This window comes from Actinoplanes aureus (assembly GCF_015704865.1).
In the GTDB taxonomy this organism is placed as follows: Bacteria; Actinomycetota; Actinomycetes; order Mycobacteriales; family Micromonosporaceae; genus Actinoplanes; species Actinoplanes aureus.
The window spans coordinates 94,963-116,676 of the sequence record NZ_JADQTO010000011.1 but is presented as its reverse complement, the minus strand read 5'-3'; the positions used below and the strand labels follow the sequence as shown (position 1 = coordinate 116,676).

Below are 21,714 nucleotides of genomic sequence, written 5' to 3'. Positions count from 1 at the left end.
CGCACGGAAGCCCGGCCGGGGCAGCCCTGCCGACGCGCGTCTGCGCTCCGGCCGATGCCTTCCAGGGTCCATGTCGACGCTGGTCAGGGCCGGTCGGCAGCCGTCGGCCATGCCGACAAGCGCGATGTCATGCGGGATCCGCTTGCCGGCGTCGCGCCGGGAACTCCCGGCGCCGGCACCGTCGTCAGCCCGCCGATCCAGGCGGTGACGCCGTCCGCGGTGCGCTCCGCGGTGGCGAAGACCGTCGAAGCGCGACCGAGCGTGTCGCCCTGGTGGACCTCGATCCGGCCGTCGCCGCGCGAGTCGAGCAGGTGGGCGGCGAGGCAGCCGGCGCTGTTGGCGTTGACGACGTCCTCGTCGACGCCGATCGCCGGCGCGAACATGCGCCCGACCGCCACCTGTCCCGGCGTGAGCGTGTATGCGAAGCAACCCAGATAGCCGAGGCGGCGGCAGGCGGCCGCCAGCAGCTCGAAGTCCGGCCGCAGCGCGCGTAGTTTCCGCTGGTCCCGGACCGGGACGAGCAGACGCGGCGTCCCCGGGGAGGCCACCCGCGTGTCGTCGCCGGCGACGTCGTCGGGACCGAGGCCGAGCGCCGCGAAGAGGTGATCGGTGGCGGCTTGCTCCCGCAGGGCGATGACGCCCTGATCGAACCAGACCTCGATGCCCTCCGGCCGCCGGACCGCCGTGGTGGCGAAGGTGCGGCCGCCGGTCCGGAGACGGTCGCCCGCGCCGCCCCGCTCCAGCAGGACCGCCTGTGCGGCGATGGTGCCGTGGCCGCAGTTCCGGAGCTCGCCGGCGGTGGTGAAGAACCGCACGGTCGGTACGTCACCCGGGCCGGTGTCGACGAAGGCGGCGTGGGAGGTGCCGGCCGCCCGTACGATCGCGCGCCGCTCGTCGTCGCTTTGCGTGCCCGGATCGACGACGACCGCGGTGGGGCTGCCGCCCGCGCCGTCGCGGGTGCAGGCGGCGACGATCGTGTGGCCGCCGCGCGTCATGGACCGACGTGACCCGGGTATCCGGCGAAGCGGGGCGCGCCCGGCTCCAGCTCCACCCGGGCGGCGCGGGCGGCGAAGCTGATCGCGTGGTACCAGCCGCAGAGCAGGAACAGATCCAGCAGCTCGGCCTCGTCCAGCAGGTCGCGTGCGGCCTCCCACAGCGCGTCGCCGAGGTCCGCGGTGTCGTGCAACGCGTCGGCCACCTCGATCAGGATCCGTTCACGGCCGGCCGTCCAGCAGGGGTCGTCCGCTGATCCGTGGGTGAGGGAGGTGATCTGGGCGTCGGTGAACCCGACCCGGGCGGCGAAGAACATCACGTGTACGCCCCACTCGTACTCACAGCGGCAGCGCGCGCAGGTGCGGAGGATGACGATCTCCCGCTCCCGCATGGTCAGCGACAGATCGCGGCCGAGCTCGTAGCGGCCCCATCCGCTCATCGCGACGGTCATCGGCAGGTTGCGAGCGAACGTCCGGAACAGCCCGATCGGCGGCACGCCCGGCGGCATCATCGCCTCGAGCTGGGCGGCGACGCCCGGCGGATAGGGCGCGTCGAGCGGAGGAATTCGGGTCACGGCATTCTCCATGCTTCGGAATTAGAAGCAGCCTACCCCTGTCGCCGTACGGGTCAAGTCGTAGTCTTCGATGCATGAGGAAGCCGGTCGCCACCCTCACCGCCGCGGCCCTGTGCCTGGCCGCCTGCTCCAGCGACAACCCGCCGCCACCCGCACCGCCCTGCCCTACCGACGCCCGTATCGCACCGGCCGGCGATGACGGGCCGGTGCTGGAAGGCACCGGGCGAGACGCGACGCTGTGGGCGCTCTTCTTCGTCCAGCCGCTGACGACCAGCGCGGACAGCAAGGTGGTCTGGCGGATGACCGGGAGCGGCGAGCTGGCCATCGTCGCCGCCGGCCCGGACGGCCGGACCATCGATCCGCTCTGGGTGGAGGAGCACGGCGACAGCTCGTTCCAGCGGCCCGGCGACGAGTGGGGCACCGGCTGGCGGTTCCCCGCCGCGGGCTGCTGGACCTTCCGGGCCACCCGGGACGTCGGATCCGGCGAGCTCACCGTCCGGGTCGCGGAGTAGCCGCGGTACGGACCGCGCCGATGCTCGCGGCGATCACCAGGGCGATGGCCACCAGCTCGACCGGCGCCAGACTCTGGTGCAGCACCAGGTATCCGGCGAGGGCGGCGAGCGCCGGGCCCAGGCTCATCAGCACCCCGAACGTGGCGGTGGTCATCCGGCGCAACGCCAGCAGTTCGAGGGTGTAGGGCAGCACCGACGACAGCATCGCCACCGCGGCGCCGAGCGCCAGGACGCCCGGGTTCAGCAGGGCGGACCCGCTCGCCACCAGGCCCGCGGGCAGGGTGAGCAGCGCGGCGGCGGCCATCGCCAGGGCCAGGCCGTCGGCCTTCCGGAAGCGGCGCCCGACGCGGGCGCTGAACACGATGTACGCCGCCCACATGACCGCCGCACCCAGCGCGAACGCCGCACCCGACGGGTTGAGCCGGCCGAACCCCTGATAGCCGAGCAGGACGACGCCGAGGAGCGCCAGGCCCGCCCACAGCCAGCTCGCCGCGCGACGGGCCGCGAACACCGACAACGCCAGCGGGCCGAGCACCTCCAGGGTCACCGCCGGCCCCAGCGGAATCCGGTCGATGGCCTGGTAGATCAGCGTGTTCATGCCGGCCAGCGCCATCGCGAACCCGCCGACGAGCAGCCAGTCGGACCGCCGGTATCCGCGCAGCCGGGGCCGGCAGACCACCAGCAGGAACACGGCCGCGATCGTCAGCCGCAGGCTCACCACCCCGGCGACCCCGGCCCGCGGAAACAGCAGCGCGGCCACCGCCGAACCGAACTGCACCGACACCGCGCCGGCGAGCACCAGACCGACGGCCCCTCCCCCGGCGCCGCGGTGCACGGTACGAACGGTCGTCAGTGTGTCGGTCACGGCTCGACCCTAGACAGGCCGCCCGCAGCCACGGAGACGCCGGGGGCAACTGTTGACCATTGCCGGTTGAATCAGGTGATGGCCGTGCGAACCGTGGTTCTCGATGTGGGTGGTGTGCTGGCGCTGGTGGAGCCGATGGACTTCGACAAGCGCTGGGAAGCCGAGTTCGGTTGGCCCTCCGGCACGATCGGCACCGTCCTGGCCGACGTCTGGGAGGCCGGTGCCGTCGGCCGGGTGACCGAGGCCGAAGTGCACCAGGCCATGAGCGACCGCCTCGGCCTGACCCCGGCGCAGGCCGACGCCGTGATGGCCGACATGTGGCGGCAGTATCTGGGCGTGGCCAACACCGAGTTGATCGGCTACGTCCGCACGTTGCGGCCGGCGTACCGCACCGCGATCCTGAGCAACAGCTTCGTCGGGGCGCGCGACCGGGAACACCGCAGATACGGCTTCGGCGACCTGGTGGACGAGCTGATCTATTCGCACGAGGTCGGGATGAACAAGCCCGACCCGAGGTTGTGGGAGCTGACGTGCCGGCGGATGAGCGTGGCGCCGCACGAGATGGTGTTCGTGGACAACGTGCTTGAGCTGGTGGAGAGCGCGCGGGCCTTCGGCATCCACGGCGTGCTGTTCGAGAGCACCACCCAGGCGATCCGCGACATCGGCGCCCAGCTGCGCTGAGGCCGGCCACGAAGGCCGGCATGCGGTCTGCCGGGTCCGCCTTTCGGTTCCGCACATTCGGGGTACGCGTTTCCGCAGTCACGACGATTTTCCGGCCGTCCCCGCTCTCCCGCGCGAGCCGGTCGCCCACTCCCGGCCCCAGCGCGACCGCCGGGACCATGCACGGGGTCCGGCCCGGCGGTCGCGTTGGGGCCGGGACCGGATGGTGGGCTCGCGCGGGAGAGCGGGGACGTCTTCGTCACCCGTACCCCGCCGGGTTCTTTATGCAACTTGTTGCATAGGCGGCCTTGGGCGGCATAGCATCGCGGGACCGACGAGGAAGGATGGCCCATGGCACTCCCGACCCTGCTCAAGGACGCGCTCTCGATCCCGGTGGTGGCCTCGCCGATGTTTCTGTGCTCCGGGCCGGAGCTGGTGATCGCGCAATGCCAGGCCGGGGTCGTCGGGTCGTTTCCGGCGCTCAACGCCCGGCCGGCCGGCCTGCTCGGCGAGTGGCTGGCGCAGATCGCGGCGGCGAACGCGGCGTTCGCCGCCGGCAATCCGGGCGCCAAGGTGGCGCCGTTCGCGGTCAACCAGATCGTGCACCGCTCCAACCGGCGGCTCGAGCAGGACATGGCGGTGATCGTCGAGCACCGCGTGCCGATCGTGATCACCTCGCTGGGTGCCCGGCCGGAGATCAACGACGCGGTGCACTCGTACGGCGGAATCGTGCTGCACGACGTCATCAGCAACGAATTCGCGCGCAAGGCGATCGACAAGGGCGCGGACGGGATCATCGCGGTGGCCGCCGGCGCCGGAGGCCACGCCGGCACGCAGTCACCGTTCGCGCTGCTCCAGGAGATTCGCGCCTGGTTCGACGGGCCGCTACTGCTGTCCGGTGCCATCGCACACGGGCGGTCGATCCTGGCCGCGCAGGCGGCGGGCGCGGACCTGGCGTACGTGGGCAGCGCCTTCCTCGCCACCACCGAGGCGAAGGCCGATGCCGCCTATCAGCAGATGATCGTGTCCGGCAGCGCGAAGGACATCGTCTACAGCAACCTGTTCACCGGCGTGCACGGGAACTATCTGCGCGGCAGCATCGAGGCGGCCGGGCTGGACCCGGACCACCTGCCGGTCTCGGATCCGTCGGCGATGGACTTCGGCTCCGGCGGCACCACGGACAGCAAGGCCTGGCGCGACATCTGGGGCGCCGGCCAGGGCATCGGCGCCGTCGACGCGGTACGGCCGGCGCGCGACCTCGTCGCCCGCCTGAAGAGCGAGTACGAGGCCGCGCGCCGGGACCTGCTGACGTACGCCTGAGGGCCTTGACGGCCGGGGCGTCACTTCTTGAGCGTGCCGAGCGTGACCTGGATCGTCTGCGACACCCCGGCCCGGTTCACCGTGACGCTCGCGGCCTGTCCCGGGTTGACGGCGCGCAAGGCGGCGTTGAGGTCACCCGCGCCGGTGATCGGCCGGCCGGCGAAACCGACGATCACATCGCCGATCCGCGCGCCGGCGGTGGCCGCCGGCCCACCCTGCTCCACCTGCCGGATCAGCGCTCCTGTGCTCACCGTCATGCCGAGTGAGCGCGCGACGCTCGCGGTCAGCGAGGCGACCGACACCCCCAGGTACGGGTGTGCCACCGCACCACTCGCCAGCAGCTGATCGGTGACGTCGACGACGGTGCTGGCCGGGATCGCGAAGCCCAGCGACACCGCTCCGGCCGCCGGTGGGATGTAGGCCTCGTTGATCCCGACGAGCCGGCCCTGCCGGTCGATCAGCGCGCCGCCGGAGTTGCCGGGCGAGATCGCCGCGTCCGTCTGAATGAGATCCACCTGCGGGCGTCCGCCGGTCGTCGCGGCCGGGATCTGCCGCCCGACACCGGAGATGATCCCGAGGGTCGCCGTGTTCTCGAAGCCGAGCGGGCTGCCGATCACCAGCGCGGTCTCCCCCGTCCTCGGCAGGTCCTGGCGCACCGGGACGACCGGCAGGCCGGCGCGCGCCACCTTCACCACGGCCAGGTCGGTGATCTGATCGGCGCCGGTCACCTGGCCCGCGAGCCGGGTTCCGTCGGCGAACGAGACCGTGACGGTCTTGGCGGCACCGACCACGTGCTGGTTGGTGACGATGACACCGTCGGCACGGTAGACGACGCCGCTGCCGATCCCGCCCGTGGTGTTGTGGATCGTCACCACGGAGGGTTCGACCCGCGCCACCACGTCGACCATCGGGGGCACCGGCGCAACGGTCTGCGCCGGCCGGTCAGCGACATACACCCCGGCCATCACAAGCGCTCCGACAACTCCGGCCACCGGCCATTCCGCGACACGCATCCGCATCCCCCTTAAATCGTCTGAAATACGACAATACCGGCTGAACCTTGTCCTCGTCCTTTTGTTAGTTGACACTAACGTTAGCAGCGACTAACGTATGGGCACCGACGACGAAAGGGAGGCGGTCATGGGCCGTCCAGTTGCGTTCTTCGAGATCACCAGCACCGACGCCGAGCGGGCGCGGTCCTTCTACTGCGACCTGTTCGGCTGGTCCGCACCCACCGATCCGGAGGACGGCTACGCCCTGGTGGACACCGGGGCCGGCGAGGCCGCGATCGGCGGCGGCATCGGCCCCGCGCAGGGCGCCGGCGACGCGGGTGTGAAGATCTACGTTCAGGTGGAGGATCTGGAGCAGTCGCTGCGGCGCGCCACCGCGCTGGGTGGCACCACCCTGGTCGCACCGACTCCCCTGCCCGGCGACTACGGTCGGTTCGCGGTGTTCGCCGACCCGGACGGCAACCCGGTAGGCCTGTGGGGGTGAGCTGATGTTCGAGGACGAGCCCGCGGTCGACGACGCCCTGAGGGCGTTGGCGGAGCCCCGCCGCCGGGCGATCCTGCGCCTGGTCGCCAGCGACGAGCTGGCGGCCGGCGAGATCGCCGCGGCGTTCGACGTGACTCGTACCGCGATCAGTCAGCACCTGACCGTGCTCAAGGACGCCGGCCTGGTGAGCGAGCGGCGGGCCGGGACCCGGCGGTTCTACCGGGCCCGGCCGGAGGGGCTCGCCGGGCTGCGCGAGTTCCTCGACTCGATGTGGAGTGACGCCCTCGACGTGGGGCGACGCCTGGTCGAGGCCGAGCGGGCGGGCGACCTGCCGGAGGCCTCGCCGGACGTCGCCTGACCAGGGCGACCGCCTGCCATGATCGTGCGGAACGCGGCCGGGGGCGCCGCGCCGACCACATGGGAATTCGCGTGTCCGACAATGTTCGTCCGTTGCGACGCCCGCCGATCCGGCAGTCCACGCTGGTACGCAGCGACCAGACGCACACCTTCGAGGTGTTCGTCCGCGACATCGGCACCTGGTGGCCGACCCGGCCGTTCTCCCAGGGCGAGGAGAAGGTCGCCGGAGTGACCTTCGAGCGGGAGCTCGGCGGGCGGGTCTACGAGACCTGGGCCGACGGCACCACGGTCGACTGGGGCGAGGTGATCGCCTGGCAGCCGCACGAGCGGTTCGCCATGACCTGGACCGTGCTGCCGGCGGTCACCGAGGTCGAGCTGCGTTTCACCGCGCTGGGCCCGGCACTGACCCGGGTCGCTCTCGAACACCGCGGCTGGGAGCAGCTCACCGAGGAACAGCTCGCCGCCGCCACGTCCGTGCCGGGCGGGTACGCCGCCGGCTGGAAACAGATTCTCGACATATTCGCCAAGACGGTTGAAGGAGTTTGACAGTGCCGTTCGACGAGTGGGAGCGACAGGACGAACTCCGACATGCTCATGTCGTAGCGGTGCCACGGCTCGATGCCGTCCTTGCGGGCGACCACCGGCCGTACGGGGCGTACAGATGCGCGTACTGCGGGCGTGTCTGATGGCAGCGCCACTGGTAGAGCAGGCCGTCGACCGTCTGGTCACCGTCGGCTGCATGAGCCGCAGGAACCCGGAGTAATAGCCGTCCCCGAGGAGTGAGCAGAGCTCGCGGTAGTCGGCCGGAAGAGCAGTACCCAGTTCGGCTTCGACCGGCGCCCGGTCGATGTCACGCGACACCGTCCGCGCGCCGGTCACGTCGATGAGCCGCTAACTCCCATTCATGATCGTCATGATGCCCGCCCGGCGCCGCCGGGTCCCGGTCGGGTAGCAGGAGCAGGACCGAGAGGATCAGCAGCCCGCCGAGCGCCACGACGTTGCCGATCTTGTCGGCTGCCGGGAACACGTCGAGGTGCAGGACGTGCCACAGGAAGTGCTCGGCGTTGAAGATCAGCCAGGCGCCTCCGGCCATGCGCAGGGTGGTCGGCGTCGGGCGCCGCCAGGCCAGGACGCTGAGCACCAGCAGTGCCAGGAACAGTCCGCCGACGTCACGGGTCAGATGTTCGTTGTACGGTCCGAGCGCGGAGACCCAGTGGCGGCCGGGAGCCGGGAAATCGGTGTAGAACGACAGCGGGAAGGCCGCCGCCCAGACGCCGGTGACTGCCGCGGCGACCGCCAGCACCGCGACGATCCGCTGCTTGCTCTTGATGGTCATGACGTGAGGACGAGGCACGGGGTCGTTTCGTGACAGGTCACCGCGGCGGCCGCAGGGCTCCGTCGCGCAGGTAGGTGAGCACGGCGGCGACCCGGCGGTGCACCTGCTGCTCGGCCAGCCCCAGCTTCGCGAAGATCGAGTTCACGTACTTCTCCACCGACGACTCCGACAGCGACAGGTGTTCCGCGATCCGGGCGTTGCCGTGCCCCTGCGCCATCTCCCGGAGCACCTGCGTCTCCCGGGTGGTGAGCCGGGCCAGCGGCGACTCGCGCAGGCGGGCGCGGCGGGTGACGAGCGCGTCCACCACCTGCGGGTCCACCACGGAACCGCCGGCGATCACCGCACGCAGCGCGCCGAGCAGCTGGTGCACGTCGCCGACCCGGTCCTTGAGCAGGTACGCCAGCCCGGCCGTCCCGCTGCGGAACAGCTCGAAGGCGTACGCCTCGTCGGCGTACTGCGACAGGACGACCACGCCGACCGACGGGTTCGCCGCGCGGATGCGGTGTGCCGCGTCGATGCCCGCCATCGACGGTCCGGTGTCCGGGCGGGTGCCGGGGCCGGGCATCCGGATGTCGGTGAGCACCGCGTCCGGCCGGATCCGGGTGACCGCGTCCACCAGTTCGCCGGCTGTCCCGACCGCCACCGGCACCGTCACCTCGCCGGACTCCTCCAGCAGCCGCCGCGTGCCCTCGCGCACCAGGTAGTTGTCGTCGGCGATCACCACACGCAGCGGATCAGGCATCGGCGGCCGCCGGCAGCGGGATCTCGGCGCGCAACGTCGTACCGTGCCCGGGTCTGCTCTCCACCCGCAGGGTGCCGTCGATGGTGGCGACCCGGTCGGCGAGCCCGGCCAGCCCGTGGCCGCCGGTGGTCCCGGTGTCGAATCCGGTGCCGTCGTCGCGTACCTCCAGGGTCAGCCGCCCGTCCGGGCGGCCGAGCCGCACCCGGACCTGCCGGGCGCCGGCGTGCTTGACCACATTGGTGAGCGCCTCGGACAGCACGTACCAGGCGGTCGCCTCGACGTGCTGCGGATAGTGCACGCCGCGCAGCGCCGCGTCGGCCTCGATCACCACGCCGAGCGGGAGCCGCGCCGCCTGCGCCTCGATCGCCTCCAGCAGACCCTGGTCGGCGAGGACCGGCGGGTGGATCGCATGGGCGAACTCGCGGACCTGGTTGAGCAGCCCGGTCACGTCCCGCTGGGCCTCGGCGAGCAGGCCGTCGGCACCGGGACCGCCCCGGCCGAGGCGCTGGCGGACCATCGCCAGCTTGGCGGCGAGCACCACGATCTCCTGCTGGACACCGTCGTGCAGATCGCGCTGGATGCGGCGGCGCTCGGCGTCCTGCGCGGTGACGATCCGCGCGCGGGAGGCGGCCAGGTCGTCGGCCTGCTGCCGGATCACCCGCAGGCGGGCGGTGAGCTCCGCGGTCAGGTGCAGGTTGCGCACCGCGGTGGCGGCCTGCCCGGCCAGGTGTTGCAGCAGCCGGCGGTCCTCGTCCAGCAGCGGGCCGTCGCGGCGGGGACCACACTCGATACGGCCCAGGTGCGCACCCGCTTCGACGAGCGCCACGACCAGTTCCGGTTCCCCGGCGACCGAGCCGGCGACACCGGCGAGGCCGGGTTCCAGGCGTACCCGTACCCAGGTCAGCTCCAGGCCGTCGCGGACCGCACCGGCCATCTCGGTGAGCAGGTCGGCCGAGCGGGGCGCGGACTCCAGTGCCCGGCCGAACCGGGCGAGCACCCGGTAGCCGTCGAGGCGGGCGCCGAACACCCAGCGGTCGGCGACGCGCTCGAGGCGGCGCTGGACCGGCTGGAAGAGCAGGGCGGCGCCGGCGGCGAGGAGAATCGCGGCGCCGGTCGAGAGGAAACTCGCGGCGAGCACGCCGAGGGCGGCGGCGGCCGAGACGTACGCGGCCGCGATCAGCGTCCACAGCACCCGGTAGAGCATGGACCGGCGCAGCGGCTCGTCGATCGTGAATTCGCCGTCGTACACCAGGCCGATCACGACCGAACCGAGCGTGGTCAGCAGGATCAGCGGCCAGAGGATCACCGTGACGATCCGTTCGATGGGCGCGTCGAGCACCGAACCGGCCACGTACTGGGTGACGAACAGGACGGTCGCGACGCTCATGCCGAGCAGCAGCAGCCGGATACGCCGCTTGTCCTGCAGGGAGGTGTGCCGGTAGCGGATCGCCAGCATGCCGAAACCGATCAGCGACCAGCCGATGACGGAGGCGGCCGCCGCGCCGATCACCGGTGCGGCGAAGGCGAGCTCCGGCCGGTAGAACGGGCTGGCCACGCGCGCGGCGTCCGGGTCGGGGTACACCCCGGGGGCCATCAGCGGGTGGGTCAGCGCGTACAGCAGCGGCAGGATCGCCGCGGCCGCGGCCGCGACGTGCACCACCCACCGCTCCATCGACCGTTGCGGGCGCCCGCCGGGGTACCACCCGAACAGTCCGAGCGCGCCGAAGCCGCTGAAGCACTCGGCCCACTGCCGCGCCAGCGCCACCGACCACGCGCCCGGGTGGCCGGCGACCATCCGCAGCACGACGTCACCCAGGACGACCGAGACCATGAACATGGTGCCGGTGAACAGGAACCACACGCCGACCGGCCGGTCCGGCCGGCGCACCGCCACCGCGAGTCCGACCAGGTAGAACGGTCCCGGGCCGGCCAGCATCCACCCGGCCACGGCGAACCGGCCGGTCGCCAGCGCGACGGTCAGGCCGGCGGTGAACGCCACCGCGCCCAGCGCACCCAGCACCACCGTTGTCGGCCGCATGCGCCAAGTCTGGACCGCCCGGCGCCGCCGGCACACCAGGTGAACCGGAAACGAGACTGCGGTTCACCTGGTCCACCCGCGCGGTCACGGTTCCTAGCGTCGAGACATGACTACCTCAACCGTTTCTCGTACCGGTCTCTACGCTCTGGGCGCCGCGGGTCTCCTCGACGCCGTCCAATTCGTCCTCGCGACCGCCGCGCCGGCGGACGACGGTCCACCGGCGTTCGTCGCCGTCGCGACCGTCGTCCTCGGCGTGCTCACCCTCGCCGGTGTCGCCGCCGCCTTCCGTGGCAGCCGGGCCGGACTGGTGACCGCCATCGCCGCACGCGTGGTCGACACCCTGCTGCTGGGCCTGCCCGCCTTCTTCCTCGACGCGCCGTGGTACGTGCTGGTGACGGTCAGCGTCATGGCGGTACTCACGGTCGCCGGCATCTGGTGGTCGCTGCCCGCCCTGCGCCGGACCCGGACCAGGGTGGCGTGACACCGTGCCGCGCCCGGTCCCGCGGCCGGAAATCAGGCGGGTGTGCGACGACCGGCTTCCGCGCACCGTCCAGGGGGTGCCACGCTCGTCGATGTGGGCAGGCTGGCGGTGACCATAGCCGTGACGATCCTCGCGATCGCGCTGCCCGTGCCTGCCCACGCCGCCGAGGCGATCGAGTTCGTCGACATGCGACCGGCGGTGATCGACGTCGCCACCGCGAAAACGGGGCAGCGCTGGCGGGTGCCGGTCATCGACAGCCGGCCGGGCCGGCGCGCGCTCTCGCTCACGGTCGCCTTCCGGCCGGCCGGGGTGCTGCGCGTGGAGCGGTCGCGGCTGACCCTGGACGCGGGCGAGGTGGGCTCGTTCGTGGTGACGCTACGCCGGCCGCTGGAGGGCTCCGGCGAGCTGATCCTGTCGAGCGACGGGGTGATCGTCCGGCGGGCGATCAGCACCAGTCGCCGGCCCGGCCGGGTCGCCGTACCGATCAGCCGTCTGCAGTTCGCCGGGGTGCGCCTGACACCGTTCAGCGAGCGGGTTCGCGCCGGCAGCGTCACCGTGCCGGACGCACCCGGCTCGGCCGACGGCCGGGTCGGCCTGCTCACCTCGCGCCGGGGTGACACCGCCGAGGTGGTCCGTGGCGGGGACACCTTCGCGGTGGCCGGAGCGAGCCGGCCCGGCGAGTACCAGGGCACGGTAGATCTGCTGCCCGGCACGCCGGGCGGTGAGGCGGACGGCGTACTGCGGGTTCGCGACCTGCCGGTCTGGCCGCTGCTGGTGCTGATCCTGGGCCTGCTGGTGGTGCAGCTCCTGGACCGCTACCAGCATCGGGAGCGGCCCCGGCAGATGCTGGACCTGCGTCTGGCCCGGCTCCGCGACCGGGCGCTCGACGTCCAGCGCGACCTGAACGACACGTACCGGATCGCGGCCGGACCGCGAGAGCCGAACCTCCTGCTGGACACGCTGGCGGCCGAGGCACGCAGCCGCTACGACGACGAACTCACCGACGCCGAACGCGCCCGGTGGGACGTCGAGGGCGCCGAGTACCGGAAGGTCGCCGCGCTGGTCGAGTCGTTCGAGACGCTGGCCGAGTCGATCCGGGCGCTGAGCAGCGAGCGTCTCGCGACCGCGGCCGACGAGCAGGCCGAGCGGGCCCTGGACGCTTCGCCGGTCGGCCGGGCGCTGCGCGGGCGGCGGCTGCTTTCGGCGGTCGACCTGGCCGACGCGCTGACGGAGGTGGCGGAGGCCCGCGACTACCTGCGCGACTTCCGCCGGCTGTACCGCCAGGCCACCGAGCTCGCGGCGCAGGACCTGCTGGCGAAACTACGGGCCGGCCCGGAACGCCTGGCCGCCCTGGAGGAGCAGGTTCAGGAGCGCTACCGGGCCTGGAGCCCCGGAGTGCGGGTCGAGATGCCGCGGCGCGAACCGCAGCCACAGCCCGGATACCCGTTCCCTCCGCCGGCGTCGTGGGAGCCGTCGCGATCCCGGGCCCGCCGCCGGTGGCCGGTGCTGGTCGCGGGCGCTGCCGGCCTGGTCCTCGTCTCGTGCCTGGCGGTGTTCTTCCTGGCCCTCACCCGGGACCAGGACTTTGGCGCCGCTCCGGCGCCCACCCAGGCGGCGCCGTCGGCGACGGCGTTGCCGGAACTGCCGGTCGCCCCGGAGCCGAAGCCGCCACCCGCCCTCGACCTCGGGCCGGCCGAACCCAGCACCTGGCAGCTGGGGCTCTACGGCGGCATCGTGCCGCTGCTGCTGACCGGTGCGGCGATCGGCGTGGCGGAACTGGCCCGCCGCCGGTGGAAGCCACGGCGAACCGCTCTCGACAGCACCTTGCTGAACCGCCGGGTGCGGCGGGCCGACCGCCGATTCGCTCTCGCCGGTGGCACCCTCGTGGTGCTCAGCGGGATGTCGGTGCTCTACTTCGCCAACCCGACGTTCGGCACCCCGGGCGACTATCTCGCGGTGGCGTTGTGGGGCACCGCGTTCGGCGAGGGGCTGACCCTGGCCCGGCGGCTCTGGCCCATTCCGGCCTGACAACGGTCAGGGCTTGCGCCCCACCGCGGTCCACACGTTGATGTCCGAACGCACGGGAACCTCCGCGTCCGGCTCCGGGCGCCACTCGCTGGCCGGCACCACGCCCGGATCGACCAGCTCGAGACCGTCGAAAAGCTCGGCGAACTCGTCGCGACCGCGGGTCCACACGTCCGACCGGCCCTGCTCGACGAGCTGCTGATAGAGCGCCTGCTGTTCCGGCGTACCGAAGTCGGAGGTGGCGTGCGTGGCCACCAGGTAGCTGCCCGGCGGCAGCGCGTCGAGCAACCGGCGGACGATCGGCTTGGCCGCGCCCGGCCCGTGGATGAAGTGCAGGACCGCGATCAGCATGAGACCGACCGGCTGCTTGAGGTCCAGCGTGTCGTGCAGCACCGGGTCAGCGAGGATCGCCTCGGGATCGTTGAGGTCCGCCTCGATGTACGCGGTCCGGCCTTCGGGGCTGCTGTTGAGCAGGGCGCGGGCGTGCACCATGACGAGCGGGTCGTTGTCCACGTAGACGACGCGGCTCTCCGGGGCGTGCCGCTGGGCCACCTCATGGGTGTTGTCCGCGGTCGGCAGGCCGGTGCCGATGTCGAGGAACTGCCGGATCCCGGCCTCCGCGGTCAGGAACCGGGTGGCCCGCCGCAGCAGCGCCCGGTTCGCCAGCGCGCCGAGGCGTACCTTCGGGAAGTGCCTCTCCAGCTCGTCGCCGGAAGCCCGGTCGGCGGCGAAGTTGTCCTTGCCGCCGAGCCAGTAGTTGTAACGCCGCGCGGGGTGAGGCTGGGTCGGGTCGATCCCCAAACTTGTGTGATCCACGCGTGCACAATAGACCGGCCCGTCGCACCGGTCTTGATCGTCATCGCGGGGAGGGCGACGCCCGTCACAATTGCCCTATTTACCCTATCCGGCGAGGTGGTCGTCGATAGCGTTCCGTGCGGATCAACCGCCCGCGATAGAAGGCTCCACCAGTGCCCCAGCCACTCGCCGAATTCGTCAATCCACTCACCGTCGTCGCCGTGAGCCTGGCGCTCTGCGCGGTAGCGGCGACGCTTCTGCGCCGCACCGCCAAACCCGCCGTCGAAGGCGTTCTCCGCGCCGTGCTCGCCCGGCTGCGGCCGCATCTGCCGGCCCGGTTGCGCCGGGTGACCCACCGGTACCGTGACCGGATCGACGCGGCCGCCGCCCGGTCGGTGCTGGTGACCGGGGTGGCTGCCGGGATCGCCTGGTCGGCGGCCGAGACCCTGGATCTGGCCGGCTCGATGACCGCGACGATCTCGGCGACGCTGTCGGTGCAGATGAGTTCCCACGCGTCCCTGCGGGAAGGCACCCAACGCCTGGTCGGCACGCTCGCCGGAATCGCTCTGGCGGTCGCGGTGTGGGGCGCGTTCGGCCTCACCCCGTGGTCGATCGCGGTGATCGCCGGATGCGGGCTCGCCGTCGGGCGCCTGCTGCGCCTCGGCGACAGCTCGGTCACCGTGCCGCTGACGTCGCTCGGCATCCTCGTGGCCGGCAGCGCCGTCACCGAGGCGTTCGTCTGGGAGCGCGTCGCGGCGACGGTCCTCGGCATCGCGATCGGAGCGATCCTGTCGCCGCTCGTCGGCGGGATGACGCCGCTGGAACGGGCCCGGGGCGAGCTCGCCCACCTGTCGACCGGGATCGCGCGGCTGATCGGCGACCTCGGCGCCGGAGTGTGCGGCGGGTACACGCCGGACCAGGCCAGGGGGTGGCTGGCGCGCTCGCGTGAGCTCGGCGAGGACCTCGACGACGCGGCCGCCGCGGTCGACGACCTGGCCCGGCAGGCCCGCTGGTCGCTGACGACGCCGGTGACCCGGGTGGCGCCGCTGCACCAGACGTCCCTCGCCCTCGAACACGGGGTGCACCAGGTCAACTCGGTGGCACGGTCGATGTTCGACGCCGCCGCCACGCCGTACGCCGCTCGCGTACCGGAACAGATCGGCCAGGTCCTCACCGCCGCGGCGGAGGCGTTCGCGGCGCACGCCGCCCTGGTCGCGGACCCCGACGCGGACGCCGCGCAGCAGGCCGGGCACCTCCACGACCTGCTCGACGGACTGCGCGACGCGCGGAGCCGGACGCTGCGGAAGGTACGCACCGAGGTCGACGACACCGGCGTGCTCGTTCTCACCGGCTCGATCATCACCGACATCGACCGGATGACCGGAACACTCGAACGGTCCGCGCCGGCGCTCACCGTCGGCGTGCGGGAACCGGGCCCGGGCATCCCCGCGATCTCGGAGATGCTGCCCGCCGCCCGGCTGATCTGGGCGAAGAAGGTGACCGCGAGGAGCGGGCGCTGACCCCCGTCGGTTCTGTACAAGACGGCCGCGCCGTCCACTCCGTAGCATGCCTGACGCAAGCTCACGAGGAGGAACCGCACATGCGTGATCTGGTCTATACCGCGTTCATGTCGCTCGACGGCGTCGTGGACTCCCCGGGCGGCGGGCCGGGTGAGGAGCACCGCAGCGGCGGCTGGGTGTTCAAGGACATCGAGATGCTGCCCGAGGCGTTCGCGCTCAAGGGCGAAGAGCTCGCGGACACCACGGCGCTGATGTTCGGCCGCCGCAGCTACCAGGCGTTCGCGCCGACCTGGCGTGAGTCGGAGGACCACGCCGCCTACAAGGAGCTGCCCAAGTACGTGGTCTCGTCCACGCTGGCCGAGGACGCCCTGGTCGACGGGTGGGGACCGACGACGATCCTGCGCTCCACCGACGACGTCGCGGCGCTGAGGAAGGGCGAGGGCGGTGCGATCTTCATCCACGGTAGTGCGGAGCTCGCCCGGCGCCTGTCCGACGCCGGCCTGATCGACCGGTACCACCTCCTCGTCTTCCCGGTCCTGCTCGGCGCCGGCAAGAGCCTGTTCAGCGACGCGGACCGGGAGAAGCAGGTGCTGCGCCTGCGGGAGTCCGCGGCGTACCCGAACGGGATCGTCAAGATGATCTACGACGTGGTGCGCTGACCCAGGTCCAGGGCGATCGCGCCGCCGACGCCCTCGCGCAGCTGCCCCGCCGTACGCCCGACGTACCGCTGCAGCGCGCGGGCCAGGTGCGGCTCGTCGAAGTAGTCGAGCCGGGAGACGGCGTCGGCGGCCGGGACACCGGTCGCCAGCAGGGCGGCGGCCTCGCGCGCGCGTTCGATCTGCCGCACGGCGCCCTGGGTCAGGCCGGTCGCCGCCCGGAACCGGCGTTCGACGGTTCGCGCCGTGACCGCGGCGGGCTCGCCGCGCCGGACCCCGGTGACCAGCGGGTCCCGGATCAGGGCGCCGGACCGGACGAGACGGGCGACAAGCGCTTCGGCGTCGTCCGGGCCGGGCGTCTCCCACCGGGTGCCGTCCAGCCGGAACGACCGACGCGTGGCGTCCGGCAGCTCGGCGCCGCCGTCGACGAGGGCCGGGACGGGCACGGCCCGCAGCGAGGTGCCGATCGCGAACTCGATGCCGACGAAGGCGGCGCCGTCCGGCACCGGCGCTGGGGTGGACCTGGTCTCGGGACCGGAGAGGGAGGCGTACGCCGTGCCGTCGCGTTCCCAGAACACCAGACCCCAGCGCGGCGTCGCGACCGAGGTCATCTCGGTGACCGTCCCGCTCGTACAGGTCCACACGGCATCGATCCACGGCGAGTCGGACGCGCGTGTCGTGAACCGCATTCCCACGAGAGGACGATACGTGACGATCTAGTCTTGCTCCCATGCACTCCTGGCCCGAGCACGTGATGTGGTGGCACGTTTACCCCCTAGGCTTCACCGGCGCTCCGATCCGGCCGGCCGAGACCGAGTCCGGCGTCGTGCACCGGCTCGCACACCTCGAGGCGTGGCTCGATCACGTGGTGCGGCTCGGGCTCAACGGCATCGCGCTCGGGCCGATCTTCGCGTCGGCCACCCACGGCTACGACACGGTCGACTATTTCCGCATCGATCCGCGGCTCGGTGACGACGGCGACTTCGACCGGCTGGTGGCGGCGGCCCACGATCGCGGCATCCGGGTGCAGCTCGACGGGGTGTTCCATCACGTCGCGCGTACGCATCCCGCCTTCCGTGAGGTGGAGAGCGCCGGGCCGGACGCGCCCTCGGCCGGCATGTTCCGCATCGACTGGGCCGGATGGCAGCCGGGCGACGCCGTCCGGGCCGACGTCTTCGAGGGCCACGACACGCTCGTGGCTCTCAACCACGAGGCACCCGAGGTGACCGACCTCGTCGTCCGGGTGATGAACCACTGGCTGGACCGGGGTGTGGACGCGTGGCGCCTCGACGCGGCGTACGCGGTGCCGCCGACGTTCTGGGCCGGCGTGCTGCCCCGGGTGCGGGAGAGCCACCCCGAAGCCTGGTTCAGCGGCGAGGTGATCCGGGGCGACTACGCCGGCATCGTCCGTGTCTCGACCATGGACACGGTCACCCAGTACGAGCTGTGGCAGGCCATCTGGCACGGCATCGCCGACCGCAACTTCTACGAGCTGGCCCACGCCGTCAAGCGCAACAACGAGCTGCTCGCCACGTTCGTCCCGTCGACCTTCGTCGGCAACCACGACGTCACGCGCCTCGCCTCCGCGGTCGGCGCCGACTTCGTGCCGCATGCCGTGGCCGTGCTGTGCACGGTGGCCGGGGTGCCCAGCGTCTACGCCGGCGACGAGTACGGCTGGAGCGGGGTCAAGGAGCAGCGCTTCGGCGGCGACGACGCGGTGCGACCCCAGTTCCCCGACGTTCCGCCGCCGGGCAACGACACCGTACGAATGCACCACGACCTGATCTCCCTGCGGCGCCGGAATCCGTGGCTGCTGCGCGCGCACACCGATGTCGTGCACCTGGCCAACAAGCAGATCGTGCTGCGCACCGGAACCGCATCCGGCGCGGTCATCGCCGCGCTCAACCTCGACGACGAGCCGGCGACCGTGCCGGCCGCCGACGCGTCCTCGATCCACGCCGGCAATGGGCGCCTGGCCGGCTCCGAGATCCACCTGCCCGCGCGCGGATGGGCCGTGTTCGTGTAGCTCAGAAGTTGATGTCGGTGCCGGCGGCCTTGCAGGCGGCGGTGAGCTCGGTGCTGAGCTGTTCGAAGTCCGACTCCGCAGCGGTACCGATCGGGTCGGCGGCCGCGGCGGCCGCGGAGATCTCTTTGGCGACGGCACGCGCCGCGGTGGCCACCTTGCTGTCGGCGCCGGCGAGCGCCTCGTTCACGGTGGTGTGGAACTCGGAGAAGATCTTCTTAACGTCGGCCGGCGGGACGCTGCCGTCGGCCCGCTGTGCGTTCGAGATGTTGGTCTTCATGGTGGATCCGGCCGTGTTCACGGTCTTGCAGAGCGCCTTGTCGTCGGCGGCGACCGGGGCCGCCGAAGCCGCGGCGGCGGACGGGGCCGCCGGACCGGCACCGGTCTCGGTCTCCGCGTCGTCGCAGGAAGCGAGGCCGAGCAGGCACACGCAGAACAGCACGGCGGGAACGATCCGGGAACGCGTCACGTAGACGGACGGTAGCCGACGGCGGTGCACCACGCCCACCGGGGATGCACCCAATGGTCCTCAGCCGGCCGGGCGTCCCTCGACGGCGGCGACGAGCGTGCCGAGCTGCCCACAAATCCGGGCGGCGGTCAGGTGGTCGTTCCGGCACTTCCCCACCAAGGCGGCGCTGCTGCAAGCCGTGCTCGTCCGGCGCTACGACCGGCTGCGGCAGGCGGTCGGCACGCTGCTGCGGCGCGCCCAGCAGGCCGGCCTCAGGTAAGCGGTACGAGGTACGAGTCGACGCGGGCGATCAGCCCGTCCCGGAACGTGAACAGGTCGCTGAACGCGAACCGGAACGGCCCCTGCTCCACGCTGACACCCCCGCCTTCACCGGTGGTGACGACGACCGGCCCATCCACGTAGACGCGCTGAACCTCGAGCTCGGGGCTGCCGCTGAACGCCGGGTTCTCGATCTCGTCGTCGAACTCGGCCTTGCCGCGGGTGGTCCGGTGGCCGTGGATGACCCACTCGACGTCCTCGGTGAGGGTCGCCAGGATCCGCCGATGGTCGCTGGTGCGGAATCCGTCGAAGTACTCGGCGACCAGGGCACGCTGGGTGTCGTCGTGCCGCAGGTATGCGGCCAGGGCGTCGAGGATCGAGGCGAGCCCGTTCGCCGCCTGCTCGGTACGCAGCTCCGGCGGAAGCCGGCGCTGGTGCACGGCGAGGTCCGCGCCCTCGCCGGCCGGGCGGATGATGACGGTCGTGCGCAGGCCGGTAACGGGCTCGTCGAACACCAGCTCGTGCGGTGCGGTGACGCTCACATAAACGAATCGGAGGCGGCGGGTGGCGCCGTCCGGTGCACGGGTGTCGAGGGCGAACTCGCCGCCGGGACGCAGGTCGACGGTCACCGACCCGGCGGGAACGGTGGCGTGCGAGCCGCCCCAGAACGCCGCGACGCCGGCCGGTGTGGTGAAGGCGGCCCAGACCCGGGCGGGCGCCGCGGGCAGGTGGCGCCGGGCGATCAGCTCGTCCCCACGCAGCTCGGCGGTCACCGCGCTGTCCCGTCGTCGCTCAGATGCTGCTCGAGGACGTCGAGCCGGTCGTCCCAGGCGCGGCGCTGGTCCTCGATCCAGGTGCTGAGCAGCGACAGCTGCTCGACATTGAGCCGGCACGGGCGACGGGTGCCCGCCCGTCGCTGCTCGACCAGGCCGCACTGCCGCAGGACACCGATGTGGTGGGAGATCGCCTGCTGGGTCAGGTCGAACGGCTCGGCGAGCTCGCCGACGGTGGCGTCGCCCCGGGCGAGCCGGGTCACCAGGGCACGGCGGACGGGGTCGGCGAGAGCGGCGAAGGTGGAGTCGAGTGCGGTCGGCATGGCTTGAACCCTACAACAAACATCTGTTTGTACAAGCCTTCATTTGTACTAGGAACTCAGAGCCAGCCAGGGACCACGAAGATCAGCCAGGTCACGATCGGGATGATGACCACCATGTGGAAACCCCACCGCATCAGGCCCTTGTAGACGTAGTCGCGCCGATCCTCCGGCGTATTCGCGACGGTGAGCGCCCCGCTGGTGGAGAACGGGCTGGAGTCGACGATCGACGACGACAGGGCGAGGGCGGTGATCAGGCCGACCGCACCCACCGCGTCGGTGCCGGTCAGGAACGGCACGGCGAGCGGGATGAGCGCGCCGAGGATGCCGGTGGTCGAGGCGAACGCGGAGACCGCGGCCCCGATGAAGCAGATGACCAGGGCGGCGATGAGCGGGGTGCCGACGGTGGCGACCTCCTCGCCGAGCCAGTCGATGGTGCCGATGCTCTGCATGACGCCGACGTAGAGCACGATGCCGCAGACCAGCAGCACGGTCGGCCAGGCGACGTGGCCGACGGCGTCCTTCGCGGAGCTCGGCGAGATCAGGGTGAGGATCACCGCGACGGTCATCGCGACCACGCCGACGTTGAGGTCGAAGAAGAGCGCGGTCACGGCGAGGACGAGCAAGCCGGTGATCGTCATGATCCGGTCGCGGTCCAGGGTGAGCGTGGGCGCCGTACCGGTCTCCGGTTCGGCTGTCGTGGTGCCGGCACGAGACGCGGAGCCGCCCTCGGCCGGCGGCGAAGCGGCCGGCGAGGACCCGGCCGGGCCGGATTCGGAGGCAGGCGGCTCGTCTGCGGGGTCGACGCGGCGGCCGAACAGTTCCCGGCCGCCCCACATGAAGAACGCGACGACGCTGATCGCCAGGTTGACGAAGAACGAGGCGAGGAAGAGCAGGATCGGATCACCGGGCAGGCCGGCCTCCTCGACCACCCCGTTGGTGATGCCGCCGAAGATGCTGATCGGCGAGAAACCGCCGGCACTGGCCCCGTTGATGATCAGCAGGCCCATCATCAGCGGGTTGATCCGGTAGCGGACCGCGAAGCCCATGCCGATCGGCGCGATGATCGCCACCGAGGCGGGCACGACCGCGCCCATGGCGGTGAGCAGCGCCGTCACCAGGAACATGATCCACGGGATCAGTCCGATGCGGCCCTGCACCGCCCGGATCGCGCTCTGCACCAGCCAGTCGACCGTGCCGTTGGCGGACGCGATGGCGAACAGGTAGGTGACACCGACGAGGATGACGAACAGCTCGCCCGGGAAGCCGGCGAACACGGCATCGGTCTTCTCGTCCAGATCGGCTCCGTCGAGTACCGCGACGCCGAGGATGAAGCCGGCGACGATGGCGAGCGCTCCGAGATTCACCGATGGCCGCACCGTGGCGATCAGGAAAATCAGGGCCAGGACGAGGATCGAGACGAGTTCTGCCGACATCGCAACCTCCGGGATCACTATAGGCTTGGCGATAGATCAATGTCGATCTCCGCCGAATCGAGAGGTG

Annotated in this window: 25 protein-coding genes; 12 read left to right on the top strand and 13 right to left on the bottom strand. The window is 71.9% G+C overall.

Annotation, left to right across the window (positions count from 1 at the left end; genetic code table 11):
• Positions 1-83: 83 nt before the first annotated feature.
• Positions 84-995: a PhzF family phenazine biosynthesis protein gene (locus tag I4J89_RS23545; RefSeq protein ID WP_196416209.1), complete on the bottom strand. Its 912-nt coding sequence runs from the start codon at positions 993-995 to the stop codon at positions 84-86.
• Positions 992-1,567, bottom strand: a complete 576-nt coding sequence (locus tag I4J89_RS23540) for a carboxymuconolactone decarboxylase family protein (protein ID WP_309238447.1) — start codon at positions 1,565-1,567, stop codon at positions 992-994. The genes I4J89_RS23545 and I4J89_RS23540 overlap by 4 nt, the downstream gene beginning before the upstream one ends.
• Positions 1,568-1,641: 74 nt before the next feature.
• Between I4J89_RS23540 and I4J89_RS23535 the strand changes: the two genes are divergently transcribed.
• Positions 1,642-2,079 (top strand): hypothetical protein, encoded by a 438-nt coding sequence (locus I4J89_RS23535; protein WP_196416208.1) that lies wholly within the window; start codon positions 1,642-1,644, stop codon positions 2,077-2,079.
• Here I4J89_RS23535 and I4J89_RS23530 read toward each other — a convergent pair.
• Positions 2,057-2,944 (bottom strand): EamA family transporter, encoded by an 888-nt coding sequence (locus I4J89_RS23530; protein ID WP_309238446.1) that lies wholly within the window; start codon positions 2,942-2,944, stop codon positions 2,057-2,059. The genes I4J89_RS23535 and I4J89_RS23530 overlap by 23 nt on opposite strands.
• Positions 2,945-3,022: 78 nt before the next feature.
• On the opposite strand from I4J89_RS23530, the gene I4J89_RS23525 reads away from it, so the two are divergent.
• Positions 3,023-3,625: an HAD family hydrolase gene (locus I4J89_RS23525; protein WP_196416207.1), complete on the top strand. Its 603-nt coding sequence runs from the start codon at positions 3,023-3,025 to the stop codon at positions 3,623-3,625.
• Positions 3,626-3,955: 330 nt separating this feature from the next.
• Positions 3,956-4,924 carry an NAD(P)H-dependent flavin oxidoreductase gene (locus tag I4J89_RS23520; RefSeq protein WP_196416206.1) on the top strand — a complete coding sequence of 323 codons (969 nt, stop codon included), beginning with the start codon at positions 3,956-3,958 and terminating at the stop codon, positions 4,922-4,924.
• Between the two features lie 20 nt (positions 4,925-4,944).
• Here I4J89_RS23520 and I4J89_RS23515 read toward each other — a convergent pair whose 3' ends face one another.
• A complete protein-coding gene (locus I4J89_RS23515; protein WP_230859454.1) occupies positions 4,945-5,937 on the bottom strand; it encodes a S1C family serine protease in 993 nt (330 codons plus the stop codon).
• Positions 5,938-6,064: 127 nt separating this feature from the next.
• On the opposite strand from I4J89_RS23515, the gene I4J89_RS23510 reads away from it, so the two are divergent.
• From I4J89_RS23510 to I4J89_RS23500, 3 genes are all read left to right on the top strand, one after another.
• Positions 6,065-6,418 (top strand): VOC family protein, encoded by a 354-nt coding sequence (locus I4J89_RS23510; RefSeq protein ID WP_196416204.1) that lies wholly within the window; start codon positions 6,065-6,067, stop codon positions 6,416-6,418.
• A gap of 4 nt (positions 6,419-6,422) precedes the next feature.
• Entirely contained in the window at positions 6,423-6,776 is a 354-nt protein-coding gene (locus I4J89_RS23505; RefSeq protein ID WP_196416203.1) for an ArsR/SmtB family transcription factor, read from the top strand.
• Between the two features lie 71 nt (positions 6,777-6,847).
• Positions 6,848-7,321 (top strand): SRPBCC domain-containing protein, encoded by a 474-nt coding sequence (locus I4J89_RS23500; RefSeq protein WP_309238445.1) that lies wholly within the window; start codon positions 6,848-6,850, stop codon positions 7,319-7,321.
• 304 nt (positions 7,322-7,625) lie between these two features.
• Here the strand turns inward: I4J89_RS23500 and I4J89_RS23495 are convergent, their stop codons facing one another.
• Genes I4J89_RS23495 through I4J89_RS23485 form a run of 3 tightly spaced genes read right to left on the bottom strand, consistent with a single transcriptional unit; the run spans position 7,626 to position 10,891 of the window.
• Positions 7,626-8,111: a hypothetical protein gene (locus I4J89_RS23495; RefSeq protein WP_196416201.1), complete on the bottom strand. Its 486-nt coding sequence runs from the start codon at positions 8,109-8,111 to the stop codon at positions 7,626-7,628.
• Between the two features lie 37 nt (positions 8,112-8,148).
• Positions 8,149-8,853 (bottom strand): response regulator transcription factor, encoded by a 705-nt coding sequence (locus I4J89_RS23490; protein WP_196416200.1) that lies wholly within the window; start codon positions 8,851-8,853, stop codon positions 8,149-8,151.
• Positions 8,846-10,891: a sensor histidine kinase gene (locus tag I4J89_RS23485; protein ID WP_196416199.1), complete on the bottom strand. Its 2,046-nt coding sequence runs from the start codon at positions 10,889-10,891 to the stop codon at positions 8,846-8,848. Before I4J89_RS23485 ends, I4J89_RS23490 begins: the two co-directional genes overlap by 8 nt.
• 106 nt (positions 10,892-10,997) lie before the next feature.
• Here I4J89_RS23485 and I4J89_RS23480 point away from each other — a divergent pair, with 106 nt between their 5' ends.
• On the top strand, positions 10,998-11,372 hold the full coding sequence (locus tag I4J89_RS23480) for a hypothetical protein (RefSeq protein WP_196416198.1): 375 nt from the start codon (positions 10,998-11,000) through the stop codon (positions 11,370-11,372).
• A gap of 108 nt (positions 11,373-11,480) precedes the next feature.
• A complete protein-coding gene (locus I4J89_RS23475; protein ID WP_196416197.1) occupies positions 11,481-13,400 on the top strand; it encodes a hypothetical protein in 1,920 nt (639 codons plus the stop codon).
• A gap of 6 nt (positions 13,401-13,406) precedes the next feature.
• Here the strand turns inward: I4J89_RS23475 and I4J89_RS23470 are convergent, their stop codons facing one another.
• On the bottom strand, positions 13,407-14,213 hold the full coding sequence (locus I4J89_RS23470) for an SAM-dependent methyltransferase (RefSeq protein ID WP_309238444.1): 807 nt from the start codon (positions 14,211-14,213) through the stop codon (positions 13,407-13,409).
• Between the two features lie 152 nt (positions 14,214-14,365).
• Between I4J89_RS23470 and I4J89_RS23465 the strand changes: the two genes are divergently transcribed.
• Positions 14,366-15,712, top strand: coding sequence for an FUSC family protein (locus tag I4J89_RS23465; RefSeq protein WP_196416196.1), 1,347 nt, complete (start codon positions 14,366-14,368; stop codon positions 15,710-15,712).
• Between the two features lie 80 nt (positions 15,713-15,792).
• Entirely contained in the window at positions 15,793-16,371 is a 579-nt protein-coding gene (locus I4J89_RS23460) for a dihydrofolate reductase family protein (RefSeq protein ID WP_196416195.1), read from the top strand.
• Here the strand turns inward: I4J89_RS23460 and I4J89_RS23455 are convergent.
• Entirely contained in the window at positions 16,353-17,063 is a 711-nt protein-coding gene (locus tag I4J89_RS23455; RefSeq protein ID WP_196416194.1) for a helix-turn-helix domain-containing protein, read from the bottom strand. The genes I4J89_RS23460 and I4J89_RS23455 overlap by 19 nt on opposite strands.
• Before the next feature lie 35 nt (positions 17,064-17,098).
• Between I4J89_RS23455 and I4J89_RS23450 the strand changes: the two genes are divergently transcribed.
• Entirely contained in the window at positions 17,099-18,394 is a 1,296-nt protein-coding gene (locus I4J89_RS23450) for an alpha-amylase family protein (protein ID WP_196416193.1), read from the top strand.
• Position 18,395: 1 nt separating this feature from the next.
• Here I4J89_RS23450 and I4J89_RS23445 read toward each other — a convergent pair whose 3' ends face one another.
• Positions 18,396-18,860, bottom strand: a complete 465-nt coding sequence (locus tag I4J89_RS23445; protein ID WP_196416192.1) for a hypothetical protein — start codon at positions 18,858-18,860, stop codon at positions 18,396-18,398.
• A gap of 97 nt (positions 18,861-18,957) precedes the next feature.
• On the opposite strand from I4J89_RS23445, the gene I4J89_RS49745 reads away from it, so the two are divergent.
• On the top strand, positions 18,958-19,119 hold the full coding sequence (locus tag I4J89_RS49745) for a hypothetical protein (protein ID WP_230859453.1): 162 nt from the start codon (positions 18,958-18,960) through the stop codon (positions 19,117-19,119).
• Here the strand turns inward: I4J89_RS49745 and I4J89_RS49740 are convergent.
• Genes I4J89_RS49740 through I4J89_RS23420 form a run of 3 tightly spaced genes read right to left on the bottom strand, consistent with a single transcriptional unit; the run spans position 19,112 to position 21,647 of the window.
• A complete protein-coding gene (locus I4J89_RS49740; RefSeq protein ID WP_309238443.1) occupies positions 19,112-19,891 on the bottom strand; it encodes an SRPBCC domain-containing protein in 780 nt (259 codons plus the stop codon). The two genes, I4J89_RS49745 and I4J89_RS49740, sit on opposite strands and share 8 nt — an antisense overlap.
• Entirely contained in the window at positions 19,888-20,214 is a 327-nt protein-coding gene (locus I4J89_RS23425) for an ArsR/SmtB family transcription factor (RefSeq protein ID WP_196416191.1), read from the bottom strand. The genes I4J89_RS49740 and I4J89_RS23425 overlap by 4 nt, the downstream gene beginning before the upstream one ends.
• Before the next feature lie 56 nt (positions 20,215-20,270).
• Positions 20,271-21,647 carry an SLC13 family permease gene (locus tag I4J89_RS23420; protein WP_196416190.1) on the bottom strand — a complete coding sequence of 459 codons (1,377 nt, stop codon included), beginning with the start codon at positions 21,645-21,647 and terminating at the stop codon, positions 20,271-20,273.
• Positions 21,648-21,714: the final 67 nt, after the last annotated feature.